Source organism: Paenibacillus sp. GYB004, assembly GCF_036577605.1.
Taxonomy (GTDB): Bacteria; Bacillota; Bacilli; order Paenibacillales; family NBRC-103111; genus Paenibacillus_AB; species Paenibacillus_AB oceani.
Map to the genome: position 1 here is coordinate 109,704 of NZ_JARBDB010000068.1, position 26,819 is coordinate 136,522.

The window sequence follows — 26,819 nt, forward strand, 5'->3', positions numbered from 1 at the left end:
CCTCCTGGGTTGTTCTTTTTTTCACAAGGTAGATGATACGAAATGGGAGCTCCTCATGTCTCTAGCATAAACTCTATAGTAAGGATAGAGTCAACCCTTGCGGACCGGAATTTGCAACTTCATAAACATATTGCGCTGCTGCTGCGGAATGATCTGCAGGTCCGCCACAACTTCGCAAACGTAATCGCCTGCGATCTCGTATCCATGCTCCGTAATATACCCCCGCAGTCTGTCCGCATAATCCCGCTCGCTGAAAAAGTCGCTGCAGTACGTGCACGCGTAATCGCCCTCGGGGATTGTCTCGATCCCTTCGGAGTCGGGGAAATCGTTGTTCACGAATACGAACAGTTCCGTTGAGACGAAAGAATGCTGCAAGAGCGCCGATCGCCGGATCAGCGACCCGACATTGCAGAAATACGTCATCGGCAAATGCCGGACGTTCGCCTGCTTCCGCAGCTCCCGAAGCATATATTCGAACACGTCCAACGTATGACTGTAAATATCGATTTTGCCGTTATATACGTACATTTTCCGCTCGGGTAACCGTTGGATCTCGATTCGGCCGTTTGGAGGCGCGTTCAGAACGGTGTTGTAATTGTCGATGCTGAGCTGGACGGCTTGTTTCATGTGCTGCAGCTGCTCCAGCTTGCTGTCGATCAGGTCGGCCTGCTGCTGAAGCAAGCCGGGTACGATGCCGAGGTTATCCGAATCGAGCCGGTCTTTGATCGTGTCGAGGGAGATGCCCAAATATTTCATATAAATAATCATATCCAAGCGGGCGCATTGGCTGATCGAGTAGTAGCGGTAGCCGGACAACTCGTCCACGTAATCCGGCTTTAACAAGCCGATCCGGTCGTAATGCCGAAGCGTTTGTACGGTCGTCTGGCAAAGCTCGGCCATGCGTCCTATCGAGATTTTGTCCATAGTCGTACTACCCTTTCTGTCGGAATTTGCGTGCGCTAGCAGGACGTCATCCGAGCTGCGTGCCAAGTCTAGCAGGGCACTGGGATGAATCTGCCTATAGGCTATATTATCAGTCTGGGAGAGTGGATTCAAAAACAAAAGGTCCCCCGACACGACAGCTCAACATGAAAGCCGGGAAGGAGGACTTTTGTAAGACGCCTTGCTTGAACATTTTAACCTGTAAGACTTTTACCGCCGTCTTCTTTTAAATACGACGATAATATCTCTCGATTGCCCTTGGTACACACTAGTATCGAAGCAGGAAACAAGCTCCCAGCCCTCTTTGCCGAACTGGTTCAGTTGGGCGTCGAACTCTTCCTCGTCTATTTTGCCTCCGAGAAATCCGCCTGTCTTGTACTTCCATGTTTTGTACTCCCACTGTTCCATCTGATCCATTCCTTTCTCGTAAATTCCGGCTGCCGGATCGGAGAGGAGCTCGCCAGTCCGTATAAGTAAAATACGGATCAACTCGGAAATTTCCTCATAAATCGGTCGGGAATGCGGACAAAGCCGTACTGCTCGTACAATCCGTGCGCGTCTTTCGTACCTAATATGCCCGACAAATTACTCAGCTCGTCTGAAGACGTGATGCTTTCGATCAATTTTTTGCCGATGCCGGTTCCGCGGTAGGTTTCATCGACGTACACGTCGCACAGCCAGTACATGGTAGCATAATCGGTGACGACCCGTGCAAATCCGATCTGCTTCCCGCCGTCGTAAATCCCGTAGCAGAGCGAGTTTTCGATCGATTTGGCAATGGTTTCCCGGCTCCTGCGTTCCGCCCAGTAGCTTCGGGCCAAAAAGCCGCAGATCGTGTCGAGCTGGAGTAAGCTTTTATCGTCACTAATGAGGAATTGGTTATAGTTTATTTTCATCGGAGATCCCTTTCTTACCTTCGGCGTTATTCCGTTCGGCCAGTATATTGCGAAGGCGAATCTTGATTTTCATAAGTCCGATCCATCCTCTACTTGCTCTATAAGCTGGTGAATATGGATTCCGAGTGCTTTGCAGATTTCTTCTAGAGTACTAAGGTAGATCCGGTCCGTGTTCCCCCGGCACAAATGGTTGATCGTTCCCGGCCTCATATTCGTCATACCGGCCAACTGTCGCTGTGACATATTTCGCTCGTCCAATATTTCTTGCAATCTCAGTCTAATTTTCATCTCACTCCACCTTTCAGGCCACAAATGCGGTATATAGAAATTCAGATTAAAATCTTCTAAAAAACAGTTGATTGTAACGCTACAACGTCATATAATGAATGTGTGACGTTACAGCGTCACGAAATTACTTGGCACTACATGATTCTTGGAGGCAAGCAAATGGAATCGGTACAAAGCGCATGCCAAAAGCTGAACGAAAAAGAAACAAGACTGTTGCAGCAAATTCGGACAGTCGACGCTTACTTGCAAGTTTGTATGGATCACACCTATAAGCACAGTCAAAGCTGCGATGTCAACACGGCTGAAGATATTATGACGGCGATCAATGACATAAGCAATGAGCTTCGGACAGAACTGTTGTTTGTGCGTTTTGAAAAGGCCATTGCCGCTGGCCGGACGAATCCAAGCCTCTCATCGTGATCTCCCGAATCGAGGAGGGGAATTAAACTTTTGAAAGCCAATAAATGGTTGCGTCCATTGGCTTCTATTGTTGTTATCCATTGTAAATGATTCCATACAAATAATAAACGCAGAGCAGCAAAAACCTCCTGCCGGTCATCCGGAAGGAGGTTAGAGAGCCGTAGCATGGGGTATGGGATAGCCGTGCCGCAGCCGAAACGCAATAAAGATGATTATTTAAACACGTACGGTTTGCCCAGCGCCTCGCTGACTTGCTTGGCGTAGAAGTCGAACGTTTCTTTGCCGCGATATTTGGTCATAATTTCTTCGCGGTATTTGGGCCAGTTGGCGCCTGATTTTTCCTCGAACAGCAGCTTGGCATGGTATTCGTACAGCTTCGTACGGAAGTCGCCGATATTAACTCCGGCCGGTGGCGCCGCGCTGATCTGGATCGATGGAATGTACTTGTAAGACTTGATTGTCTGCAAAATTTGACGATCACGGTCGGTCATATCCGGATCGACGACGGTCAAGCCGACACGCTCCGGCTCGTTCACGCGTGTGAAGAAGTTCCAGATATTCAGGAAATCGCCCTTATCGATAATATCCGATTTGATGGCGGCTTTGTTCAGCGTGATCGTATCGCCGTTTTTCGTGTAATGCTTGCCCTCCTGGCCGTAGTGGGTCAGCAGGAAGCCTTCCGGACTAGCCAAGTAATCGAGAATCTCGACGCTGCGCTTGACTTTCTCCGGAGCTTTGGCCGCCACTGAGCTTGGGAACAGGAACGGAGAGCCCGGCACGTTTTCGGTCCAGATGCCCGTATCTTTAAACGGGTGGAACGGAGCCCAGTCGGCGTTCGGATTAATCGATTTCGTTTTATTGGAATAGCTGGTCGCCAGACTGTCGAGCGCAAACTTCTCGTCGGACAAAATAATACCGACCTTGCCCTGAACCGCCTTGTCGATATGCTGCGTCCCTTTGTTCAGGAACCAGTCCGGGTCGACGATCCCTTCCTTCATCATCTCGACAACCTCGTCGAATACTTTCGCCAGGCGGATATCCGACTGCGTATCGACGAACTGGTCGCCCTCCAGCATAAAGCCGCCGATCAATCCGTTTTTGATCCATTGCGGGAAATCGTAGGAGAGCTGCTTTCCGTTACCTGCCGCCGAGAAGCCGTACGTATCCTTCTTGCCGTTGCCGTCCGGATCGTTAAACGTAAATGCCCGCATCACGTTCATCATCTCGTCGTACGTTTGCGGCACTTTCAGATTCAGCTTGTCGAGCCAGTCCTTGCGCACATAATACGAACGGTAAGCCCGGGTTGCGTACGGATAAGGAGCCCGGAAAAAGCCGTTTTCCACGCCATACGCCTTCAGGTTTTTCTCTTCGAACCAGTACTTGAAATAGTTCGGCATCGTCTGGGGGCTGACGAACGGAGTCAAGTCCGCGAGCAGCCCGTCCTTGGCAAACTTCTGCGAAGCGGTGCCGGTCGCGAAGAACATATCCGGAGCATCGCCTCCGGCCAGGGTGACGTTGATCTTGCTGTCATAATCGGTACCGGGAGACATATGCTGCAGCTTCAGCTCGACATTAAACTTCTCCTGAATCGTCTTCAGTACGAAGTCGTCTTTCGGCAAATTCGTATTCGGCTCGCTCGTGACGAACCAGTTCAGCGTCAGCTTCTCCTTCGTACTGCCTGCCGGCTGCTGGGCGGCGGGCGTATTGCCGGCGGCATTCGAATTGTCCGCCGGTTTACTGCCGCAGCCCGCGAGGGCGAGCGATAACGCCAAGCTTCCGGCAAGCGGAACGGCGAGCGGCTTCCATGTTCGGGATTTCGGTTTCAAGCGGTGACCCTCCTTGTTAGATGTGTACGAACCCAGAATGCCATAAGGGGAAACGCTTGCAAACTGTACTTTCGTCGAAATGGTGGCCGGAAGCACTGTACTTTTGCCGATTTACTGTACACGATCGGAAAAAACCGCTAGTTCAGTACGTTTTTCATCCGGTATTCCTTCGGCGTGGTCCCGAACTTTTTCTTGAACAGACGGAAGAAATAGCTTTGGTTGTCGAAGCCGACCTTCTCCATGACGGTGTTGACGCTGTATTCCTCCTGGGCGAGCAGACGCAGCGCATGATGAAGCCGCACCTCGGTAATGTATTCCGGAATCGACAATCCCTCCTGCAGCTTAAACAGCTTGCTTGCATGAGCGGGCGACATTCTTACAGCGGTGGCGACCTGCTGAAGGCAGAAGGCCGCGTCCGCATAACGAGTGTCCACCATTTCTTTGACGGTATCAATCATCAGCCGGTGAGTCAGCTCGGCAGCGGTTGCTTTGCTGTTCTGCAGCGCTTCGCCGATCGCGTCCAACACGTAACGCTTCGCTTCGTCCAGCGATTCCGCAGAGACCAGACGCTGGACGGCTTGCTGCGAGTCATAGGGAAGCTGCTGCACCCGGCTGGCGTTCATCTCTCCGAACGTCCGGCTCAGGACGGCGGACAGATGGAACAGCCCGTACACCATATGATCGCTGTGCAGCCGGCGGATCGTTCCGAACCATTCGTCGATACAGGCGGACGCCGTCTCCCGGCTGCCCGACTTGAGCGCCTCGGCGAGCTTTTTCTCGAGTGCGGGGGAGGGCTCGTATTGACCGGCGAGCCGATTCGGCTCTACCGAATCGGGGGTAATGACGGCCCGGCGGCCGAAAATGAGCTTGTATTTGGCCAGCTCGATCGTCTGTCCGTACAGCCGGCTGACGTCGCGATATTGATCGCAGGTGGAGCTTACGGCCGCGGTTAACGAGATATGATAATACCGTTGCACCGTTTCATGGATGTCGGCAAGCTTGCCCTGCAGCGGAGCTGTCCAGTCTGCGTCCGGATCGTCCAGCCGGATCAGCGCGACCAGATGGTCGTGGCTCATATCGATAACGGCGGTCCGGTGCAGGGACGACAGCATCTCGCCGGCGATGTTGCTTACGGCAAACTTGTAGGCGCTCCGGTCGCGTTCCTCGACATGTCCCGCGAATTCCCGGTAGTTATCGAACAGCAGCTGCACCACAAGCAGCCTCGATCGATCCCCGAGCCGGAAGTCCAACTGCTCCTCGATTTCGATCAGATCGAGCGGAGACAAGCCTCCGCTGTCGGTGATCCACTTTTTGAACAAATACGTCTGGACGATTCGTCCTTGTGCGTGCTGCTCCGACGCTAATGCCTGCATTTTCCCGATCGCCGTCTGGAACGCGCCGGATATATACGCCCACTCGTCCTTCCGGCCTTCGGGCCCGGGGGCCGTCTCGCGCAATTGACCGCGTATCGTCCGCAGCAGCATCTCGATCGGGCGGTACAGCTTGAAGGAAATCAGCACCGAACCGGCCAGGGAGAGCAAGAGGAACAAGCCGATCAGTGTAAAGGAGATCCACCGCATCCGCAAAATATCCCGGAATACCTGATCGTAAGGCTGCAGGCTGACGACGGACCAGTCGTTCGCTTTCGAGGCCATGTAGGAGACGATGGATTTGTTGCTGCCGCTGCCGCTGACGAACAGATTGGCCGTTGTCCCCGTTTGGCTCATGCGTTCCCGGACGGCATGGCTGAGACCATCACCCGTCGTCCATCGCTTCGCTTCCGGATCGTACATGTAACCATCTCCGTTCATGAGCAGCAGCCGACCGCTGCCGCTGCCGTTCAGCCTGCTGATCGCCTCGAGCTGGGCGAACAGCCAGTCCGGCTTCACATTCACGATGACGGCGTTGTACGTCCCGTCCGGGGAAGCTTTGGACCCGAATAAGAAATAGGAGAAAAAGTCGATCTCGCTTTGGCCGTCCGGAGTCGGTCGGGTGGATACCGGAATGAGCTTCAGTTTGGGAATGTCGGGATTGGCTTTTCGGTATTGGTCGATCGTGCCGTTAATGCCTTCCATTGTGCAGGGCAGGATCGCATTTGGCGCATAGGAGTAGTAACAGCCGTTTACAGAATTGTAGACGGCGACGGAGTGCAGGAACGGGAACGACTTGGCGACCCGCTCCAGTCCTCCAATATGCTGATACAACATGTACGTTTGGGTAATGTCGTCATTCATCAAACTATTAACATCCGGATCGAAATAGGCGGATATGGCTGCGTTTTTCACCAGCTCGTTCGCCGAGTCCACACTGTACACGGTCTGAGACAACATTTTCTCGTTGGCGCTCTGCTGGATACGGAGTACCGTTTTCTCGGTATTCGCATACAAAGTTACGGTTGCGCCGATCAAGACGACGATAAGCAGCACCGATACGGACAGCAAAATCGTAAACAAATATTTTCGCGAACGATAGCTTTGAGAAATGTTCATGATGTCCCCTCCGGACCTCATCATACCATATAGAAGCCTGCAGCGTAAGCGTTTGCGACGATGGGATCGGCGGCATCCGCATGCCGGAGGCGATCGGGAAAGCGGCAAACGCCGATTCCTTTAGCTAAAGCTCCGCTTCGGGCGGACTGCCTATGACCCATACACGGTCAGACGCTAGACGAACCCGCACTATACGGGTTACACGATCCCTTCATCGTGGGCTTTGCGTGCCGCTTGCACCCGGTCACGCACGTCCATCTTGGAATAAATGCTGGAAATATAGTTTTTGACCGTTCCTTCCGACAAATACAGCTTCTCCGCGATTTCCCGGTTCGACAGCCCATCCGATACGCACTGCAGCACCTGCAGCTCTCGGTCGCTCAGCCCGTAGCTTCCCGGCGTGTCGCGTCCGCGCTCGTCCGCTTCGCACGACGGATCGGCGGATCCGCTGGACTGCAGCCGGGATACGAGCATTTTGGCGATATCTTGAGGAATCAGCGTCCCTCCGCGGTGCACCCATTTGATGCCTTCCGCGAGCTCCTTCGGATGGATCGCTTTGAGCAGATACCCTTCGGCCCCGGCTCCCAGGGCTTCGACAACGTAATCGATCTCCTGAAAGGTCGTCAAAATAATAACGCGGATTTCCGGCCAGCGGTTTTTCAGCTCGCGGGTCGCTCTGACGCCGTCCATCTCCGGCATGCGAACGTCCATCAGCACGACGTTGGGGCGAACGGACTCGATACAGTCCAAGGCGACCCGGCCGTTCTCCGCCATGCCGACGACCTCGATATCCGGGTCCATATCAAGCACGATATGCAGGCTTTCCCGGATCAGGTCCTGATCGTCGACAAGCAGCAGCTTGATTTCTTTACCGTTCATCTATCATCGCTCTCCTATAGGTTGGATTGGGCTATCTGTCATGGGCAGGCGCGCCCGGCCGTCAGCCAGCCGGTAAAGGCCCCGCCGCCAGCGGAACTTTGCATATAACGGTCGTCCCTTCGTCTTCCCGCGAGTCGATCTGCAGCGTGCCCTGCAGGGCCGACAATCTTTCCTCCATGCCGCGGAGTCCGAATCCCCGGTGCAGACCTTCGTTCCCCTTGCCGTCATCCTGAACTTCAAGCAACAGCTGGTGCGGCTCGAACAGCAGTGAGATCTGAATCGACTGGGCCATGCCGTGCCGTTTGGCGTTGGTGAGCGATTCCTGCAGACAGCGGACAAGCGTCAGCCGGGTCTGCTTCGGGACGTTCGCTTCGACTCCCTGGGTCCGGAAGACGACACGCGTTCCCGTATGGGTGCCGAACTCCCGGGCGAGGCGGGACAGCCGCTGCGAGACGGTCTCATCGTCTTCATTGGGCGATATCTGGTGGATGCTCCGGCGGATCTCGTCCAGGCCGCTGCGGGTTACGTCGCGCAGCACGTCGAGCTTCTCCTTGGCTTTGTCCGGTGCCGCCTCCATCAAGTACGACACGGCATCCATGCCCATGATAACGGAGGTATACGTATGACCGACCGTATCGTGAAGCTCGACGGCCAGCCGGTTGCGCTCCTCGAGCAGCGTAATATGCTCGATCTGGCTCGCATACTGCTCGAGCACTTTATTTTGCTCGCGGATCAGCTCATACAAGGTGGCGTTTTCGTCGAGCACCTTTTGCAATTGCTTATTGGAAGCGAGCATTCTTTGAAGCGCCACGCCGATCCCGAACAGCATGGCGAAGTCGACGAGCCTCTCGAGAAAGGAAACGAAGTGGTTGTCGCGGATCAATATCCCCATCATTAGAGGAAACAGCAGCACGAACAGAACGCCCGTGAACGGCAGCAACTTCCGATTCGACAAGAAGCCGACCAGCAAGGTCGGAATCAGAATCAGACTCGTATCCTGGTTCAGCTTGACGACCAAGTAAAACTGCATAAACCCGCTCGTCACCAATACCGCGGCTGCAAACCCCGGTTTATTCGTATACCCGGGCCGCCAGAAGATCAGCGGAACCGAGTAGGAGGCGAGCAGCAGCCCGAGCATCGTGAAAAACGGGATGTCCCCGAAAATGTCCGGCTTGAAAAACAAATAAGCCATCCCAAGCCCAATCCATAACGTGTATACGATAAAAAGCATCCATTCGATCCAATGCCAAGGTTTCCGTTCAATCATCATCCCGGGTAGCTCCTAATGTTCATTCCTCTGCTTGCGCCGTTTGGCCGGTCATCCGCATCCTGCGCCCGCATCGTCATACGTTCCCCTGTATTGTACCCGATAATGAAGCGGTTCGGGTAGTGCCGCCGGACAGCAGTCACGTATGACCGGTCTATGACTGCGATCACCTCGCTCCTATGACTTTTCCGTCGTTGGTCCAGCCGTACGTCATTCGCACCCCCTTATAGCGCGGGCAAGACGGGATGTGTACAATAAAGTATGGGAAAACTCTGGAAAACGAATCGGAGGGAGTTCAAGCTTATGCATATGACCAAATATGCCGGTATCGTCATCGGCAAGATTGCGCTTGCGTTCATCTTTGCGTTTCTGCTGACGCTGGTCGCGATGATTCCGGTTGTAGCCGTAGTCGGCCTGACGGGAAGCGGCGATTGGACGCTGGACGCGATGCTGAGCGATCCGTCGTTTACGTACGGTTCGATGATCGCCCAGGCGGCAGGATTTATGGCGGCGGTGCCGCTCATGTTTGTTCTATTCGACAGGAAGGCAGGCTGGTCGCTTGGCTGGAGACAGCGCGGCGCGATAAAAGAGCTGCTGCGAGGCTCGGTACTCGGCATCGTGCTGATCAGCATCGTATTCGTTCTCATGTTGGCCGTCCAATCGGTCCGGATTACGGGAGTCGCGACCGGTGCAGCGGTATGGACGGAGCTTGCCGGCTACTTGCTGTTGTTTGCGCTTGTGGCGATTAATGAAGAACTGTTCAGCCGCGGGTATGTGCAGGGCGTCATTCGCCACCGGTTCGGTCCGGCCGCCGCGATTATTTGCTCATCCCTGTTTTTCTCCGTACTGCACGCCTTTAATCCGGGAGCGCTGGCGAATCCGCTCCCCTTGATTAATATTTTCGCGGCGGGCTTGCTGTTCGGGATTAGCCGGGAGGTGACGGGCGGCCTGTGGCTTCCGATCGGACTTCACTGGACTTGGAATTTCGTCCAGGGCAACGTATACGGCTTCGAAGTATCGGGGACGGATGTTGAGTCGGTGCTGAGGCTCGAATCGTCGGGACCCATCGCGCTGTCGGGAGGGGCGTTCGGCGCGGAAGGAAGCCTGATTGCCACTGCAGTGATCGGCGCGGCTGCTTACTGGATATGGAAGCGCGGCAGAGGAACGCCGGACGGGAGAAAAATCCGGAGAGGAGAATAGACGGAAGCGCGAACGTATATGCTAGAAAGTGCGGCCCGAACTCGGAGCCGGAGCCCGCAAATGCGGACATCCGAGGAGGATACTTATGATGTGGCTGACACTCGCGCTCGGTTTGTTTATATTTCAAATCGCCACCATCCTGCTCTTGGAATTCCGCAACCCGGCCAAGGCGGTGGCGTGGCTATCCGTCTTGTTCGTTCTGCCGATCATCGGCTTTATGATGTATTACTTTCTGGCTAAAAAGTATACAAGGCGCAAACAGATGCGACGCAAAGAACGCCGGGTCATTGCGGAAATCAGGCGTGCTCTCTGGCACAAGGCACGCAAGGCGGGGCCCGGGGATGTGGTCCGGCGCTGCGATATTTACGGCGAGCACCGGCTGCTCGGCTTGCTGAACAACATACCCGGCTCGCCGATCATGGCTTGCAACAGCGTCGAGATCTACAGCGACGGCGAATCTACATACGAAGCGATCTTGGCGGCGATGGAACAGGCCCGTTCCTTTATTCATGTCGAGTATTACATCGTGCGGGACGATGAGATCGGGAAGAGGTTCCAGCAGTTGATGATGCGCAAGGCGGCAGAAGGCGTACCGGTTCGTCTGCTGTATGACGGGGTAGGCAGCTACAAGCTGAGCCGGCGTTACGTGAAGGAATTGAAGCGGGCGGGGGTGGAAGTGTACGGCTTCCTGCCGCCGCTGATCGCGTTTTTTGACAAGCGGCTGAACTACCGCAACCACCGCAAAATAGTCGTTGTCGACGGGACGGTCGGCTTTTTGGGCGGGATCAATATCGGGAACGAATATTTGGGGGCCGACCCGGCTCTCGGCTATTGGCGCGATACACATATCCGGCTCGGAGGAGACAGTGTATATTATTTGCAGCATACGTTTGCTACCGACTGGGTGTTTGCGAGCGGCAAGACGCTGCTGGACCCGATGTATTTGCCGGAGCACGAATGCATGGGGGAGGAGACTGTGCAACTGATTGCAAGCGGTCCCGACGCTCCCTGGTATGCAGTGCAGGAAGTGTTTTTCGGAGCGATGACGGCGGCGCGGAGCCGGATCTATATCACGACGCCTTATTTTATCCCGGATCCAAGTATTGCCATGGCACTGAAGACGGCGGCGGTCAGCGGAGTCGATGTGCGGATTATTTTGCCCGGCGTGCCTGACGCCAGAATCATTCATTGGGCTTCGATGTCGTACGTACACGAGCTGATGCAGGCGGGCGTCCGGTTTTACCAGTATCAGAAAGGCTTCGTCCATGCCAAAACGTTGATCATCGACCGGCTGCTTGCCACGGTAGGAACGGCAAATATGGACATGCGCAGCTTTTTCAGCAATTTCGAGATTATGGCCGTTTTGTACGACCGGGACACGATTGCACGTCTGGAGCGGGATTTTATGACGGATATGCGCAACAGCAAGGAGATCCTGCTGTCCGAATTCGAACGGCGCTCCAAATACGAGCGGGCGAAGGAGCTGGCGGCCCGGCTGCTGGCCCCGTTGTTCTAAACCGCCGCGAATGAATACCGCGAAAAGATAAGTGGCAAATGTCACAGCGGCCGGGAGGAATATAAGCGCTCCGAGTCGAACTATGTCGTATATCACCGCATATATCGACATCGACGGGGGGAGTTTCATGTGATCGCTTTAACCGGAGCCCGGCAGCAGCAGGTGGCTTATATCGGATTGACCGATGCCGATCTGGCTTTGCTGCATTCCAAAAAAGAGCAATTTGAACAGGTGGTTGACGTTCTGGTCGATGAATTGTACGACCGGATTACGAAACAGCCCGCCCTGCAGCGGATTATTCAGGCCCACAGCACGCTGGAACGTCTGAAGGAAACGCAGAGATGGTATTTCGTGTCGATGGCCTCGGGAACGATTGATGAGGAATATATTCAGCGCCGGATTATGGTCGGCCAAGTGCACTCCCGGATCGGTCTGACCACGGATTGGTATTTGGGCACGTACATGCTGTATCTTCAGATCGCTACGGAACAATTTCAGCGGATTATGCCGAACGAGTGGCAGAAGGTCATCTACTCCCTGACCAAAATGTTCAATCTGGATTCTCAGCTTGTGCTCGAAGCGTATGAGATGAGCGAGCAGTTGAAGCTGGAGAAGCTGGCTCAGGATCAGAGCGAGATGCTTCGGGGGATTACCGTAGCGGTGCAGGAACTGGCCGCTATGATGGTGGAGCTGGGAGAGAGCAGCCAAGCTGTCGCCGAAACGGCGGATCGCACGGCGTCATCGCAGGAGCATGCCAATGAGCTCGTCAAGCAGTTGACGGCTGAGATTAACGCAATCGACGAGATGGGCGAGCTGATGCAGGAAATATCCGACCAGACACACCTGCTCGGCTTGAATGCGGCGATCGAAGCGGCGCGGGCAGGCGAGCACGGACGCGGCTTCGACGTTGTCGCGGGCGAAGTGCGGAAGCTGGCGTCCCGGTCGAAGGAAGCGCTTGTGCAGATCGACACCAAGCTGCGGACAATCAGCTCGATGCTGGAGCGTGTTCGCACCGAATCGGATCAGACGGCTGCCCATGCCCGGACGCAGGCGACCAGCTCGAAGGAATTGTCTTCATTCGTCTTGATGATCGAACGCGTGACAGCGGAGCTGGAGAACTTAAAGAAATCGGCGGATTGAGGATTCAAAATGGACGGGAACTGTCCCGGAAGTGATCGAAGTGTTCGAATAGCACGCACAGGAATGCCCCGGTTTCCAAAACGAAAGGACCTCAACTTCCACGGTAAAGTGGGGGATGAGGTCCTTTTTCTCGAAGACGTCAGCTCGAAGAGGGGACAAACCTTTTGAGATGACCCCTTGTAACGTCTAATCGTGGGCTTCAGTTTCCTTTGCCGATAACCGACAACACATGATCAAGCGATTGAGGCGGCGACAAGGCGATCAGATCGCCCTTCCGGCGAAGCCGCTCCTCCATGTTGAGCAGATGAAAGTCGCGCGGATCGACGTTTGCCTCGACCTCGCTCCATTCGAGCGGAGCGGATACGGAGGCTGCTTCGCGCGCCCGCGGCGTATACGGGCTGGAAAGCGTCTTTCCGTACCAATGCTGCAAATAGTCGACATAGATCAGGTCGCCGCGATTTTTTTTGAGCCTTTCGATCGTGAACAGCTTCGGATGCTGCTGGGTCAAGTACTGGCCGAGAAAATGGCCGATCTGGCGGAGCTGCTCGAACGTATACGGCTTGTCGAGCGGGATGTATAACTGGACGCCGGTGGCGCCCGACGTCTTGGGAACGGCCCGGATGTTCATCTTGTCGAGCGCTTCGCCGATCAGATGGATCGCCTTCATAATCCGCGGCTCCCGGTCGAGGGAAGGGTCGATGTCGATCAGCCATTCGGCCGGCAGCATGGACCCGATCCGGTGGAACGACGGATGGAATTCGAGGCAGGCCAAATTGCCGAGCCACAGCAAGGTTGGAATGGAGTCGAGGTGCACGTATTGGATACCGTCCAGCGGCGCCAGACGCACGAACTCGGGAATCGGCTCCGGACAGTTTTTCTGGTAAAACGATTTGCCGTGGATGCCGTTAGGGAACCGGATCGTCGTCAGGTGGCGGTCCCGGCAATACTTCAGCAGGTAAGGAGCGAGTGCGAGCAGCTTCTCCAGATAAAGCAGCTTCGTAATCTTTTTCTCCGGCCACAGCAGCTTCTCCGGGTTGGTGATCGTAATCTCGTGGCCTTCAACGGTTACCGAGCCTTTTGCCGCCGTCGCCATCGCCATTCTCCCTTTCTAAAGTGGATTGAATCGTCCAACCGGTCACGTCCGCGTCAAGCCACCGGCTATCAGGTTTGTCCGAATGAGCAGGTGCCCTTTAGCTGCCCGGCGTCAACCTCGGCAAACGACTGGATGCTCGGATGCCGCATGATTCCATCCGGCGTCCACTCGAGAAACTGCACCTTGACGACCATTTCCGGGCGTATCCAGAAGGCGTCCTTGCTTCGCTCCGGTTCGTTGCGGAAGGGACGTTCCCGGACGAACATCGTCTGAACGCGGGCCGTCAGCCGCTCCCATTCGGCCATCGTGACTTTGCCGGTTCCGGCATGGCCGATGTAATACAACGTTCCGTTCTCATCGTACAACCCCAGCAGAAGAGCGTTTACGACTTTGCCCCGGAACGTAACTCCGCCGACTACCGCATACCTGTCGTGATACAGCTTCACCTTTTGCCAGCGTCCGTCTTTGCCGTCCAGCGGATAGGTGCTGGTCAAATCTTTGCAGACGATGCCTTCCATGCCGTGGGCTTTCATCACCTCGAGCAGGGCGGAGGGATCGGAGTAATTTTTAACCGTTTGGACCCGTTCCCCGGGGATGACGATTTGCTCCAGCAACTGCTGCCTCTTCTCGAGCGGCTGGTCGTTCACCCATTCCCCGTTGCAGTACAGCACATCGAAGATCATATAGGTGACGGGCGTTTGCGTGACGGCCAGACCGATATTGACGGCGATGCGAAGCCGGTCCCGCTTCATGATCTCGCTGAACGACGGCTTGCTGCGGTCGAGCGCGATCATCTCTCCGTCCAGAATGACGGAGGAGGCGCTGCAGTAGGACCGGATATCGGCGAACTCGGGGTATTGCAACGTTTTCTCGTTGCGCCTCCGGTTCCACAGGCGGGTCTCCTGTCCGTCAAAATAAACGAGCATCCGTACGCCGTCCCACTTTATCTGGGAGATCCAATTCGGCCCGGCAGGAAGCTTTTCCGCCCGGATCGGCTCGAACGGGATGACCGGCTTTAAGTTCATGGTCCCGCCTCCGTTCATCGCATGCTAATAGGACGGTTAATCAAGTTAAAGGTAAATGCCGGTAAAGGAACGTCGCTGGAAGCCCGATGATTGGATGAACGGGTAAATGATCGAATGATCGAGTAATCAAATGATGAAATAATCGAATGATCAAATGATCGAAAAATCGATCATCTGGGCAATACAGTGCGCGGCCCCGGCGTAATAGCGGATGATAATAGCTCTTAAATCACAAGAAATAGCTGAAAACGGAGGAATAAGGTATAATAAAGGCTCTTATTTTTCCTACTTGAACCGAAATCGTCGACATTGGCCATATATAAGAGTTGCCAGCAGCTCTTATTGCTCAGGAAAACGGTAAAATTAATAAAATAAAGGCTCCAAAAGACTGCTAATGTGCACGGCACGCGCAGTACGGAATAGTACAGCATGGCAGGCCACGGCACTACAGGGTACAGCACAACATGCATAGGCACGCCATGGCACAACACGCCACGGCAAGGAATGCAGCCGCTACAACAAACCGCCTTCAGGGCATCCGGGTGTCATTAAATAGAACTGTCCCCTCTGGAGCAGGGATGTTTCAGCAAATTGCCGACGGTATCGTCACCCGCCGAAACGCCCAATCGGTCAAGAGCCATCATAACGGCTCCCGCTGCCGGCGACAGCACCGGTTCCTGGAGGATGTACCGTTTAGCCGATGCGGATTCGCATTCTTTGCGGAATCGTTCTTTCATATACACGCTGTTGATGGCGCTTCCGATGCAGGCAACTTGTACGGTTTCCGAGCTGAAGCGGCCTCCCAGCATATGAACGCCGACTACGGCCTCGTGGACTTTCCGGTCGCAGACGGAGCGGGCCAGCTCGCTCCCTTCGAGGGCGGCGGATGTGACGATCGGCGCCATCTGGCCGAACAGCCGGGTCCGCTCCTTCGGATCGGAGGCGAAGCCTTGCAGGGCGAGACGAAGCAGCTCCTCTACATCGGGTTTGTTCCAAAAGTCGAGGGTGCGTCTGACCAGCGCCGAATCCGAAGGTCCCGTATGTCCGGCCAATATCTCATACGTGGCTTCGTAAGCGAGAAAACGTGCGGCACTGGACGCATAATGGTGCATATCGTAGTTGCGCAGGTGCGCGCCGTCTTCCGTAACGGCAAAAATAATCGATCCCGTACCCGAGACAACCATGATGCCCGGACCGGACATGAATGCTCCGGCATGAGCGATAACGGCATCGTTCACGTGCCAGCGGGGGCACGCGATCCCCGGCAAGGCTGTCAACTCCTCGACCCAGGGAAGGTCCCGGTCGGAATCGAAGCCGGCCACTCCGGCGAGCAGACCCGAGGTCTGTTCCGGAGTCCGGCCGGCCTGAGCAAGCGCATCGGCGATTCCTTCCTGAACATTACGCGCCGCGTTGGCATCTTTATGAATCGAAGACGCTCCGTGCTCCGCGTAAGAAAGCACATTTCCGCTCAGATCTGCCACTACGATCCGGGTTCGGGTACCTCCGCCGTCAATTCCGATCACACATTGCTGCCCCATGCTTATTCCTCCTCGGTTATCTTGCATACTTACGCAAGTATACCGCGGACGACGTTTCTCTGCGACAAATACTGGAATTTCTCTTGTGCCGGGTTGCCGAAATGAACGGCCCCGAGTTCGCTCCAGCGTGCGGGAGCAAGCAGGCGGAAGGAGTAACGGCGGCAGCGCGCGTTTCTCCCAGGTTGGATTACACGGGTTTCTTCATGGATGCGACAATATGAATTTTCATAGTTATGAAACAGTTTCCTTCGCTTTTTTCTTCCCTTTGGCTTTCGGGGCGGCAGCCGGTTCGGCCGGTTCGGTTGGCACGCTGGCCGGTTTGACCGCTTCGAGACTCGCCTGCAGTGCGGCCATCAGATCGATGACGTTCGTCTTTTGCGCTTCCGGAGCCACCTTGATTTCTTCTCCGGCTACCTTCTGCTCGATCATCGTCAGCACTTTCTCGCGGTAGTCGTCCTTATACTTGCCCGGTTCGAACGGCGTCGACAGCTGCTCGATCAGCATTTTGGCCATCGTCAGCTCCTTGTCGTTCACTTTCGGATTTTCCGGCAAATTAGGCACCTGTGCAATCGAACGGATTTCGTCGGGGTAGAATATCGTTTCCATCGCGATACAATCCTGAATCACCCGAATGGCGGCCAGACTGCTCTTGGAACGGATCGACACTTTGGCGATGCCGATTTTGCCCGATTGGCGCATCGCTTCGAGCAGCAAACTGTATGCGCCGGCGCCCGTATCACCCGGAGCGAGGTAATACGTTTTCTGAAAGTAGATCGGATCGATTTCTGTTAAATCGACGAAGTCCAAAATTTGAATTTCTTTGTTCGCTTCCGAGAGGCTGTCGAGCTCTTCCTTCTCGAACAGGACGAACCGGCCCGGCTCGTACTCGTAGCCGCGCGAGATTTGCTCCCATTCCACCGGCTGTTCGCAATGCTGACAAGTCCGTACGTACGACAGAGGAGTTCCGCAAGTTTTGTGAATATACTTCATGGAAATATCTTTGTCCTCGGTGGCGGAAAACATTTTGACGGGGACGTGGACCAGACCGAAGCTGATCGCTCCCTTCCATACCGTATGCATCGCCATGCCTCCTTTTTATTGCGGTTGTCCGCGGCGCTTGGACCGGACTCCGCTTCAGCCGGATGGGGCAGTCGTACCTTGACGGTTCCGTATCCGGTTAAGCAGTTTCCTTTTGCCCCGTTATCCTGCCATTACACAGCTCCGTTATCCTGCAGCAACCAGACTTCCAGCGGCTCCACTCGGCTGTGTGTTCTCTTACTTATAAGTGTTGTCCAAATGATGGCGTTCTACACCTGCCGGTCATCTTTTCAGTATATGTTCGGACGGCTTGTCGTATGCCGGTGGGGGAATGGGGCATTCTAATCGAAACGCGTAAAGAAAGGGGGGCGAACCGTGGAAGAGCAGGAGCTTCAGGATGATGCCATCTACGAAGGCCGCGACAAGTGCGATATGGACATCGACCGGATGATCAACGAAGGACTCGGCGGCGGCAACATCACGATGCATAACGGCTTGATCGAAAACCCGGAAGAATACGTAACGGGCGAGATTGAGAAGGATTTGTCGTAACGACGGACACGGGCCTGGCGCCGCCAAACCTACAGAGGAGGACTGGAGCATGGATTACGATCGCGCACAGCGCATCCTGTTAATGAACGATAAAGTCGAGGTCACGTGGCAGGGCGAATCGGTCTGGATCGACAGTGTGGACAAATACAGCGGCGTGGCGACCATCCACCCGGAAAACGATCCGCGCGTATCCAAAAACGTTCCCATCACCGAGCTTCAGGAGCACGGTACGACCCCGCAGCGAGGATAACGCAAATGACATCCCAAGGCGGCCCGGCCGCCCTGCACAAAGCCAAAGGAAACATGAAGCCCCGGTTCCGCTCATAGAATCCGGGGCTTCTAGCACTCTTGGTGCGGCGGCGCCCGCAGCTCGCTAAAGGATGCGGACGGCCATCGACAAGCGATGCCGGTCTGTAGGGACTGAAAGCACGTGTGCACAGCTGCTCGCCGATTATTTGAACCATATCCCGCCGAACGGCACAATTTCCCTCAGCAGGCGCTTCACCAGACCGTCGCCGCTCACGAACTGTTCAAGCTGGACGTCCGGTTTGCCTACCTGGACGAGCGCTCCGCCTTCGCCGGTAATTTTCCACTGGAAGCTCATATGCTGGCTGGCCAGATGGTTGCCGTACACGCTCAGATCGATCTTGGCGTTGTGCGGATACGCGATCAGCGACCGGGTATCGATATAGGACGGCGTCTCCGGATGCAGCTTCCAATCGGTGATTGCACCCGCCGAGATGATTCCGATCGTGCCTTCACCGGAAAATTTCATGCGGACTACGTCTTTGGTCGCGATCATGTTTTTGAAGCTTTGCATCACGCTTTGCATCCGGATGCCTTCGGTATAGAAGAGCAGGTGGCGGAATTCGAACAGCAGATCTTCGTTGCCGGCCAGCTTCATGCAGTGCAGCGTATAGCCGACAGGCAGAGCGATCAGCAGCCGGGCCGGGCCGCTCAGCTTGGAGCGGATCAGCTTTTTTTTCCGGTACATGCCCTGCAGATTCATCAGCTTGTCTTCCCGGCGCGCCGAATCCCCGTGAAACGCCACAATTTGCTGCGGGTGCAGGACGTGGACGGCATCGCCTTCGTCCAGCAGCAGTTCTGCCGAAGAGGATGGATAAGTGCCGCCGGTTACGGCGTCGCTGCGGATGTCCAATACGGTTCCTCCTAAATGATTAACGACGGGTCTCGACGTTCGTTACGTATGTTTGCTGCGGAGCACGAGCCGGAACAGCCTGGAGATGAGGAAATAACAAGCGATCAGGCCTACACCCGTCCAGATCATCGTCCATGTCCGTTTCGACTGGTTCGCCCGCTGCTGCTCGGCGTTTTGAAGGCCGGACACCGCTTGGGCGAGCTGTTCGTTTTGCCGGGCCAGCCGTTCGTTCTCCTCTCTCAGCCTTTGTTCGGCTTCGCGGTATTGCTCGATCGTCTCCCGGGATTGCCGCGTCACTTCGCCGAGCTGGTTCGTCGCGTCGTCGAGCTGCTTCCGGGTCTCGTCGTATTGTTCCTTCAGTTCGCTGACTTGTCCGGGCAATTGGATAAAGTCTTTGACTTTATCGACCACCCCCGCATGGGCCGGCAAAGGAACCGAGCCGAACAGAAAAGCGGCGAAGGCCGCCGAAATGCCGAATGTTCCCCATATCCCCCGGCGTCCGGACTTGCGGATCAAGTACCGCGGTGTACCGAGAGATGGTTGCATGTCAGGGTTCCGTGCACGGTTTGTCAATTCGTGTCGACCTCCTCGAAATCCGTCGTCATGCGGACAAGCTTGTCCGTTACTTCTTATACGAAAATTGTCGCAGTTTCGTTTCTTTCTATTGTAACCGATTTTAAGAGGCTGGTGAATAACGCACGATTCCTCTTTCCTTATAAAAGGACATCCGGCCGGGGCGCGGGACTCAGGAATATGGGATCGGCAGCATCCGGTCAGCCGGCGGCCGGAGAGGCGAGGTTTGTCGAAATATGCGTTGTTGCGGCATGCTTTCCGTACCGATATAATAGGTACAAGTTGAATGGGGAGGCGCGTGTAGTGCGGGGTATGGACGAATTTGCGTTGATCCGGCTGCTCAATCGGCGCGGTTCGCCCGGCACCGGCAGGCCGAACGAAACCGGGGTCAAGACCGGCATAGGCGACGATGCCGCTGTCATGAAACCGTCCGCAGGCAGCGATATCGTCGTTTCTTGCGATACGATGGTGGAGACGGTCCACTTCTTGCCCGAGACGATGCGGCACTACGACATCGGGTATAAGGCGATGGCTTCGAGTCTAAGCGATATGGCGGCGATGGGAGCGAGGCCGAGATGGGCGCTGATCGCGCTGACGGTCCCGTCCGGGCCGCCCGGGACTTGGACGGCTGAATCGCTTCAAGAGCTGTATGACGGGTTATACGCATGTGCGGACCGGTACGGCACGGTAGTTGTCGGCGGCGATACGACGTCTTCCAAATCGTTGCTGACGGTAACCGTAACCGTCATCGGAGAAGCGGATGAGGACCGATCGTTGCTGCGGTCGTCGGCTCTGCCCGGCGATATTGTATTTGTAACCGGGCCGCTCGGCAATTCGGCTGCGGGACTGCATCTGCTGCTGAAGGGCGGACGGCCTGCGGTACCGACCGAGGATATGGAGGAGCCGGTTCGTCCGCTTGTACATGCGCACAGACGGCCGGAGCCGCGGATTGACGCGGGAGCGATTCTCGCTTCGTCGGAAGCGGGCGTCTGCGGAGCGTTAAACGATATTAGCGACGGGCTGGCGAGCGAAGCATGGGAGATCGCGGAAGCTTCCGGCGTCCGGATCGTGCTGAACCAGGAGCGGATTCCGCTGTCAGCCGAGCTGGTCCGGTACGCCTCCGCAGCCGGAAGGGACCCGCACGATTTCGCTTTATACGGCGGAGAAGACTACGAGCTGGTCGGGACGGTGCGCCGGGAGCGCGCCGCGGAATTGGTGACACGGTTCGAGGCGGCGGGCAAGCGGATCTGGCTGGTGGGCGAAGTGGCCGCAGCCGGGACTGTGAATAACGCGGACACGGGTGCAGCAGCCGATCCGGAGCGGGGGACCGTGCCGGGCGTAACGCTGCGAAGCCCCGACGGGGTGGAGAAGCCGTTATCGAAGAAAGGCTACAATCATTTTGCTTGAAGTGCGAACAACCTCTTGAAAGGGGGAGACGGTCACGGAGCCGATCTACCGGTATGAATCCAATAACGAGGAGCAGACCGCGAAGCTTGCCGAAGCGCTTTCCGCTATGATGGAGGCGGGGACCGTAGTAGCACTCGACGGCGACCTGGGAGCGGGGAAAACACGGTTTTCCCAATCGGTAGCCCGGGCGCTCGGAGTTCCCGGAGTGGTCAACAGCCCGACGTTTACGATTATTAAAGAATACGAAGGCGATCGTCTTCCGTTTTATCATATGGACGTGTACCGGATATCCGAGGATGAGGCGGACGAGCTCGGGCTGGACGATTATTTCTACGGCGAGGGCGTAACGCTGGTGGAATGGGCCGAGCTTATCCGCAACTTGCTGCCGCCGGACCGTCTGGCCATCTACATCAGCCATGCGGGTGAGACTCGCAGGGTGATGGAACTGCGGCCTTACGGAGCCCGGTATAATCAATGGTGCAACCAATTGAAGGAGAACGGGATCTTATCATGATGACCGAACAACGGGATAACTTAACCGGTACACTACTCGCGATCGATACGTCGACCAGCGCGCTCACGGTGGCGCTCGCCGTAGACGGCGGCATTCAGGCCGAGCGGAGCTCCCATGCGGAGCGTAATCATTCGATTAAGCTGCTGCCGGAAATCCAGGAGATGCTGAAGGAAGCCGGGACGGCTCCCGCCGATCTGGCTGCAGTCGCAGTCGGCACCGGGCCGGGGTCGTACACCGGGGTGCGCATCGGAGTGACGGTCGCCAAGACGTTCTCCTGGTCGCTCGGCATCCCCGTAGTCGGGGTGTCGTCGCTGGAGGCGCTGGCGCTCGGGGACGCTCGCGACATCGGCGGAGAGAGGCGATCCGCTGTATGCTGGCTGATTCCGCTGCTTGATGCGAGACGGGGGCAAGCTTATTGTTCCGTGTATGCATCCGATAGCGGCGGCGGTTGGGAGACGTTAGTCGATGACGGCATCCGGCTTGTAGCCGAGTGGCTGCCGGATCTGTCCGCTATGCTGGAGCGCCGTCTAGCGGAAGGGACCGGACCGGACCTTATCGTGTTCGGCGGGGAAACGTCCGGATTCCGCGAGACGCTGAACGCCTGGTGCGGAAGCGCCCCGGAACGGGTCCATACGGAGATCCGGGAAAGCGGCATTCGCGCGGCGCGGATCGCCGAGCTTGGATGGCGGCGTATCGCCCGCGGAGAGCGGGACGGCACGCACGAGCTCGTACCGAATTATACACAGCTGGCGGAAGCGGAAGTGAAGCTGGCCCAGAAGGAACAACGGGGAGGCGAACCGTTTGGACAACGCTGAACGGGCCTATGGTGAATCCGTGCATTTCCGGTCCATGCGGCTGGAGGATATAGAGACGATCTGCGAAATCGAGCGGGAAGCTTTCCCGACTCCGTGGACGTCGAGCGCTTTTCACAACGAGCTTACGAACAACCATTTCGCTCATTACCTCGTCATGGAGCTGAACGGGGAAATTGCCGGTTATGCCGGCATGTGGCTGATTATGGACGAAGCGCATATTACGAATATTGCCTTGCGGACTCATTTTCGCGGGAAAAAGCTCGGGGAGCGGCTGCTGGTGCAGATGCAATCGGCGGCCGTATTCCTCGGCGCGGAGCGGATGACGCTGGAAGTGCGCGTCTCGAACGTGGTGGCGCAAAGGCTGTATGCGAAGCTGGGCTTTATTCCCGCAGGGCTGCGCAAAGGCTACTATACGGACAACGGGGAAGACGCCATCATCATGTGGGCGCATTTGGCCCGGATCGCCGAGGAAGGAGAACGGGATACGGATGCCGACAAGCGGTAAGGACAATCGAAGTTCCAGGCCGGGACTGATTCTGGCCGTAGAAACAAGCTGCGACGAAACGTCCGTAGCGGTCGTGGAGAACGGAACGATCATACGCTCGAACGTCGTATCCAGTCAGATCAATACGCACAAACGGTATGGCGGCGTCGTACCGGAGATCGCTTCGCGCAAACACGTGGAGAGCGTCACGCTTATTTTAGAGGAAGCGGTCCGGGAGGCGGGAGTCCGGTTGACAGACTTGTCGGCTGTGGCGGTGACGCAAGGCCCCGGACTGGTCGGTTCCTTGCTCGTCGGTGTCGTCGCGGCCAAAGCGCTTGCCTGTGCGCTGCAAATTCCGCTGATCGGAGTGCATCATATCGCGGGGCACATCTATGCGAATCAGCTGGTCCAGGAGCTGGAATATCCGCTGGTGGCGCTTGTCGTGTCGGGCGGACATACGGAGCTGGTGCACGTTCCGTCGCCGGGCGTATTCCGCATTATCGGGCAGACGCGCGACGACGCGGCGGGGGAAGCTTACGACAAGGTGGCCCGCGCGATGGGGCTGCCCTATCCGGGCGGGCCGCACGTCGACCGGCTGGCGCATGAAGCGGACGAAGGCGTACCGATGCCGCGCGTCTGGCTCGAGCCGGACTCGTACGATTTCAGCTTCAGCGGACTGAAGTCGGCGGTGCTTGCCGTTCTGAACCAGGCGAAGATGCGCGGGGACGTCGTTCATCCGGTCCGCATCTCTAAGGGGTTCCAGGATTCGGTCGTCGAGGTGCTGGTCGAAAAAGCGATCCGCGCGTCCAAGGAGTTCGGCGCCAAGCAGTTGCTGCTGGCGGGCGGCGTAGCGGCCAACCGGGGCCTGCGCGAAGCGTTGGCCGCACGGTGCCGGCGTGAATCGCTGCCGCTGCTCGTGCCGCCGCTGTCGCTGTGCACCGATAACGCCGCGATGATCGCGGCGGCCGCCTTCCTGAAGTGGGAGCGGGGCGAGCTGTCGCCGCTTGATCTGAAGGCGGAACCGCTGTTATCGCTGGAGGGCTGGTCGGTGAAGGAGCCGCTTGTCTGAAGCCAAGCATAGTTGGACAAAGGGAAGTTTACGAGTCTACGGTCAGGTCGGCCGGGTGATGGAGCGTATCCGCACCTCACACGGGGGCCGGATCACGAGAGAGAAGGACAAGGCCGGATAGAGGCCGTCGTCTCCTGCACGGGAGAGCGACGGCTTTTTGGCGTTGCTCCGGGATAGCTGAATCGGGATTGTTGAAGAGTTTGCAGGCCGGTCTGCAATTCAGCTTGCGAGAAGATCAGATCGGACTGGAAAAAAATCGGGCGGCAGAACGGGGAAATTGGGCTGTTCGCAGCTAAAATACTGTTGAATTTATACACAGGGGGTGTGGATATCAGTTATCCACACCCCCTGTGTATAGTGTGAATAACATCTGCAAATGCAAGAGGGACAACACCTTTTTCAAAGTCAATGTGCGAATAAGTTTTTCAGGCGAAAATGTGGATAATGGGGATAAGCATGTGAATAGCATCGTTTTTGTCGAAAAAACGGGGGTTTTTGTGAGCTTGAGCCTGTGGATAATCTGTGTACATCGATATTTCCGGTAAAAATAAGCAAATTAGGCAATTCTAAAAGTGCGAGTTCAAAAAGTCTGGTTTTCAGCACCGGGAAGATGAGATGAAGCTAGGAAATGAGGAGCGGAGCGTAGTGGAAGCTTTTGTGAGCACCGGAAGTTCCGGCTGAATTTCATATTCGATGTCGAGTTGGCTTGCTGATCGGCTTCGCGATCAAAAGCGGACTTTGTGAACAACCTCTTTAAGAGGAACATAGTGGTTGTTCACAAAGTTTGTATGTATCGTCTAAATAGCGGAATCATTCGGAGTTTTCAGTCTGTTTTCGGCAGATTGGTTTGATACAGCCCCAAATTAGTCATAACCGGGAATGTGGGTGGTTGCGCATATGTGTAGATCGGAGGCGGCGCTGCGGCCGCCAGAAAAGCGTCGCCTGATGCGGGGCGGACTAACGGCGCTCCTGTTTATTGCCGTTTCCGTTATTATGGCCGGGTCTGCCCAGCTCCAGGCGGTAGGCCCGGCGGCTGCCGCCAAGATTACGATCGTATCGGTGCCCGGCTGGTCGTTTCTCGATTGGGAGGAGGACATGCTGGCGCGGATGCCCAACCTGCAAAGCATGATCCGGCAAGGCGCGATCGGGGCGATGAACGTCCGTAATCCGGAGAAAGGGCTGGAGGACAGCTACACCGCTCTCGGCTCGGGAGCTCCCGCGTCGAGCAGTCCGGATTATGGGGCGTTTCATGTGCGTGAGAGGATCGGAGGCCTTCTGGGGGAAGGAGCGGTGCCGGATGTGTACCGGAAACAGACCGGTCTCGAAACGAATCAGGCGGAGATCGTCGTGCCGGACATTGCGGCGATCCGGCGGCGCAACGAAACGCGCGGACACCGGGCGCAGGCGGGGCTGCTGGGCGATTATTTAAGAGGGCGCGGATTGATCACAGCCGTATACGGCAACAGCGACTCGCCCGGGACCCGCAGACGGTTTGCCCCGCTGATGCTGATGGATTCGCAAGGATTGGTGACACGGGGCGATACGGGGGAAACGATGCTGCTTCCCGACTCTGCAAGGCCGTCTTTCGTCCGCACGAATCTGTCCGCCCTATTGGAAGCCTGGGAGACGGTTGAAGCGCGTTCCGTCGTGCTGCTCGAATGGGGCGACTTGTACCGGCTGCAGACAGAGGTATCCCGGTACGGAGAAGATCCGGCGAAGCGAATGAAGGCGGAGCTTCTCGGCGAGCTGGACCATCTGCTGGGTCGTTTGATGGTGCGGCGGCAAAAAGGAGATTTGCTGTGGATTCTATCCCCGTTCGTGGGGGCTGAAGCGACGCGCCAAAAAATGCTGCTGGCGCCAGCCGTTCTGATCGGCGACGACGTGTCTGCCGGATTATTAACGTCTTCGAGCACGCGCAGAGAAGGGATTATTACGGCTTCGGACATCGCTCCGTCCCTATTGGCTTCTTACGGAATAGGGACGCCGGATGATATGATCGGCCGGGAGATCAGCATCGTCCGGAAGGGCGGCGCCTGGTCCGAGCTGCACCGGGAGCTGAACGGAATCCGGGAAGTGTACCGCACCCGTCCGCAATTGCTGATCCCTTTCGTAACTGCGGAAGCGGTGGTGCTGGTGGCGGCCTTGATCGCGTTATGGTTCAAACTGGGCAACAAAGTCCGCTGGATGGAGGCGCTGCTGCTGTTTCTGCTTGCGGCCCCTCTTACTTTGCTGTGGATCGGCTGGTTAAACGCGGTTTATCCGGTGCCGGGGAAGGTGCAGATCGTGTTGTTCCTGACGTTCACAACGGCTGGGGCTTATCTGTTCAGGTTCGGGCGATCCGCTTTGTCTGCGGCAGGGCTGGTTAGTGCCGTTACGGCTTTGCTGCTCTTGCTGGACGGCGTGCTGGGAGGGGAAGGCATGAAGCGGTCCGTCCTCGGATACGATCCGATGATCGGAGCGAGATATTACGGGATGGGCAACGAGTACATGGGCGTACTCGTCGGGGCTGTTACGTTTGCGTTCGCGGCCATGATGGAGCGCCGGCGCTCCGCAGCCAAGGGCGGGGCTGGCGCTGTGCAAGCCGCCGCAGCGACTGCCGCCAGCGCGCCGCCGCGCTCGCCAGCACCGCCGGCGCTTGACGCTGCCGCCGCTGCTGTTGCTGCTGCGGCAACGCCGTCGCCGCGCTCGC

At 56.4% G+C, this 26,819-nt stretch carries 26 protein-coding genes; 12 read left to right on the forward strand and 14 right to left on the reverse strand.

Annotated elements, in window-relative coordinates:
• Positions 1-90: 90 nt before the first annotated feature.
• From PV433_RS31430 to PV433_RS31445, 4 genes are all read right to left on the reverse strand, one after another.
• Positions 91-924, reverse strand: coding sequence for a MerR family transcriptional regulator (locus tag PV433_RS31430; protein ID WP_332075921.1), 834 nt, complete (start codon positions 922-924; stop codon positions 91-93).
• Positions 925-1,152: 228 nt separating this feature from the next.
• Positions 1,153-1,431 carry a DUF4177 domain-containing protein gene (locus PV433_RS31435; protein WP_332075922.1) on the reverse strand — a complete coding sequence of 93 codons (279 nt, stop codon included), beginning with the start codon at positions 1,429-1,431 and terminating at the stop codon, positions 1,153-1,155.
• Positions 1,428-1,838, reverse strand: a complete 411-nt coding sequence (locus PV433_RS31440) for a GNAT family N-acetyltransferase (RefSeq protein ID WP_332075923.1) — start codon at positions 1,836-1,838, stop codon at positions 1,428-1,430. The genes PV433_RS31435 and PV433_RS31440 overlap by 4 nt, the downstream gene beginning before the upstream one ends.
• A gap of 69 nt (positions 1,839-1,907) precedes the next feature.
• Positions 1,908-2,126 carry a helix-turn-helix domain-containing protein gene (locus PV433_RS31445; protein WP_332075924.1) on the reverse strand — a complete coding sequence of 73 codons (219 nt, stop codon included), beginning with the start codon at positions 2,124-2,126 and terminating at the stop codon, positions 1,908-1,910.
• A gap of 159 nt (positions 2,127-2,285) precedes the next feature.
• Between PV433_RS31445 and PV433_RS31450 the strand changes: the two genes are divergently transcribed.
• The gene (locus PV433_RS31450) at positions 2,286-2,546 is read left to right on the forward strand and encodes a hypothetical protein (RefSeq protein ID WP_332075925.1); all 261 of its coding nucleotides are present in this window, start codon (positions 2,286-2,288) and stop codon (positions 2,544-2,546) included.
• 212 nt (positions 2,547-2,758) lie between these two features.
• On the opposite strand, the gene PV433_RS31455 is transcribed toward PV433_RS31450, so the two are convergent.
• From PV433_RS31455 to PV433_RS31470, 4 genes are all read right to left on the reverse strand, one after another.
• A complete protein-coding gene (locus PV433_RS31455) occupies positions 2,759-4,372 on the reverse strand; it encodes an extracellular solute-binding protein (RefSeq protein WP_332075926.1) in 1,614 nt (537 codons plus the stop codon).
• A 137-nt stretch (positions 4,373-4,509) separates the two neighbouring features.
• Entirely contained in the window at positions 4,510-6,861 is a 2,352-nt protein-coding gene (locus tag PV433_RS31460; RefSeq protein ID WP_332075927.1) for a helix-turn-helix domain-containing protein, read from the reverse strand.
• A 198-nt stretch (positions 6,862-7,059) separates the two neighbouring features.
• On the reverse strand, positions 7,060-7,740 hold the full coding sequence (locus PV433_RS31465; protein ID WP_332075928.1) for a response regulator transcription factor: 681 nt from the start codon (positions 7,738-7,740) through the stop codon (positions 7,060-7,062).
• Positions 7,741-7,801: 61 nt separating this feature from the next.
• Positions 7,802-9,010 carry a sensor histidine kinase gene (locus PV433_RS31470; RefSeq protein WP_332075929.1) on the reverse strand — a complete coding sequence of 403 codons (1,209 nt, stop codon included), beginning with the start codon at positions 9,008-9,010 and terminating at the stop codon, positions 7,802-7,804.
• Positions 9,011-9,310: 300 nt separating this feature from the next.
• Between PV433_RS31470 and PV433_RS31475 the strand changes: the two genes are divergently transcribed.
• The 3 genes from PV433_RS31475 to PV433_RS31485 all read left to right on the forward strand — a co-directional run bounded on the left by PV433_RS31475 (position 9,311) and on the right by PV433_RS31485 (position 12,863).
• On the forward strand, positions 9,311-10,207 hold the full coding sequence (locus PV433_RS31475) for a CPBP family intramembrane glutamic endopeptidase (protein WP_332075930.1): 897 nt from the start codon (positions 9,311-9,313) through the stop codon (positions 10,205-10,207).
• A gap of 85 nt (positions 10,208-10,292) precedes the next feature.
• Entirely contained in the window at positions 10,293-11,723 is a 1,431-nt protein-coding gene (gene cls, locus PV433_RS31480) for a cardiolipin synthase (RefSeq protein WP_332075931.1), read from the forward strand.
• A 129-nt stretch (positions 11,724-11,852) separates the two neighbouring features.
• Positions 11,853-12,863 (forward strand): globin-coupled sensor protein, encoded by a 1,011-nt coding sequence (locus PV433_RS31485; RefSeq protein WP_332075932.1) that lies wholly within the window; start codon positions 11,853-11,855, stop codon positions 12,861-12,863.
• A gap of 199 nt (positions 12,864-13,062) precedes the next feature.
• Here PV433_RS31485 and PV433_RS31490 read toward each other — a convergent pair whose 3' ends face one another.
• The 4 genes from PV433_RS31490 to ku form a co-directional block, all read right to left on the reverse strand.
• Entirely contained in the window at positions 13,063-13,956 is an 894-nt protein-coding gene (locus PV433_RS31490) for a DNA polymerase domain-containing protein (protein WP_442951596.1), read from the reverse strand.
• 68 nt (positions 13,957-14,024) lie between these two features.
• Positions 14,025-14,981 (reverse strand): ATP-dependent DNA ligase, encoded by a 957-nt coding sequence (locus tag PV433_RS31495; RefSeq protein ID WP_332075934.1) that lies wholly within the window; start codon positions 14,979-14,981, stop codon positions 14,025-14,027.
• A 548-nt stretch (positions 14,982-15,529) separates the two neighbouring features.
• A complete protein-coding gene (locus PV433_RS31500) occupies positions 15,530-16,519 on the reverse strand; it encodes a BadF/BadG/BcrA/BcrD ATPase family protein (RefSeq protein WP_332075935.1) in 990 nt (329 codons plus the stop codon).
• A 231-nt stretch (positions 16,520-16,750) separates the two neighbouring features.
• A complete protein-coding gene (ku, locus tag PV433_RS31505) occupies positions 16,751-17,599 on the reverse strand; it encodes a non-homologous end joining protein Ku (protein WP_190930117.1) in 849 nt (282 codons plus the stop codon).
• A 333-nt stretch (positions 17,600-17,932) separates the two neighbouring features.
• Between ku and PV433_RS31510 the strand changes: the two genes are divergently transcribed.
• Together PV433_RS31510 and PV433_RS31515 are read left to right on the forward strand one after the other, a co-directional pair.
• On the forward strand, positions 17,933-18,109 hold the full coding sequence (locus tag PV433_RS31510; RefSeq protein WP_332075948.1) for a hypothetical protein: 177 nt from the start codon (positions 17,933-17,935) through the stop codon (positions 18,107-18,109).
• Positions 18,110-18,158: 49 nt separating this feature from the next.
• Positions 18,159-18,359 (forward strand): H-type small acid-soluble spore protein, encoded by a 201-nt coding sequence (locus tag PV433_RS31515; protein WP_332075936.1) that lies wholly within the window; start codon positions 18,159-18,161, stop codon positions 18,357-18,359.
• A gap of 201 nt (positions 18,360-18,560) precedes the next feature.
• Here the strand turns inward: PV433_RS31515 and PV433_RS31520 are convergent, their stop codons facing one another.
• Together PV433_RS31520 and PV433_RS31525 are read right to left on the reverse strand one after the other, a co-directional pair.
• Positions 18,561-19,268, reverse strand: a complete 708-nt coding sequence (locus PV433_RS31520) for an AIM24 family protein (RefSeq protein WP_442951597.1) — start codon at positions 19,266-19,268, stop codon at positions 18,561-18,563.
• Between the two features lie 42 nt (positions 19,269-19,310).
• Entirely contained in the window at positions 19,311-19,841 is a 531-nt protein-coding gene (locus PV433_RS31525; RefSeq protein ID WP_332075937.1) for a hypothetical protein, read from the reverse strand.
• Between the two features lie 312 nt (positions 19,842-20,153).
• Between PV433_RS31525 and thiL the strand changes: the two genes are divergently transcribed.
• The 6 genes from thiL to PV433_RS31555 all read left to right on the forward strand — a co-directional run.
• Positions 20,154-21,248: a thiamine-phosphate kinase gene (gene thiL, locus PV433_RS31530; RefSeq protein ID WP_332075945.1), complete on the forward strand. Its 1,095-nt coding sequence runs from the start codon at positions 20,154-20,156 to the stop codon at positions 21,246-21,248.
• Positions 21,249-21,291: 43 nt separating this feature from the next.
• Positions 21,292-21,762 carry a tRNA (adenosine(37)-N6)-threonylcarbamoyltransferase complex ATPase subunit type 1 TsaE gene (gene tsaE, locus PV433_RS31535; protein WP_332075946.1) on the forward strand — a complete coding sequence of 157 codons (471 nt, stop codon included), beginning with the start codon at positions 21,292-21,294 and terminating at the stop codon, positions 21,760-21,762.
• On the forward strand, positions 21,759-22,577 hold the full coding sequence (tsaB, locus tag PV433_RS31540; protein WP_332075938.1) for a tRNA (adenosine(37)-N6)-threonylcarbamoyltransferase complex dimerization subunit type 1 TsaB: 819 nt from the start codon (positions 21,759-21,761) through the stop codon (positions 22,575-22,577). The genes tsaE and tsaB overlap by 4 nt, the downstream gene beginning before the upstream one ends.
• Positions 22,578-22,611: 34 nt before the next feature.
• Positions 22,612-23,082 (forward strand): ribosomal protein S18-alanine N-acetyltransferase, encoded by a 471-nt coding sequence (gene rimI, locus PV433_RS31545; RefSeq protein WP_332075947.1) that lies wholly within the window; start codon positions 22,612-22,614, stop codon positions 23,080-23,082.
• On the forward strand, positions 23,066-24,130 hold the full coding sequence (gene tsaD, locus PV433_RS31550; protein ID WP_332075939.1) for a tRNA (adenosine(37)-N6)-threonylcarbamoyltransferase complex transferase subunit TsaD: 1,065 nt from the start codon (positions 23,066-23,068) through the stop codon (positions 24,128-24,130). Before rimI ends, tsaD begins: the two co-directional genes overlap by 17 nt.
• Positions 24,131-25,027: 897 nt before the next feature.
• Positions 25,028-26,819: hypothetical protein (locus PV433_RS31555; protein WP_332075940.1), on the forward strand; the 1,792-nt coding region annotated here is incomplete at its 3' end.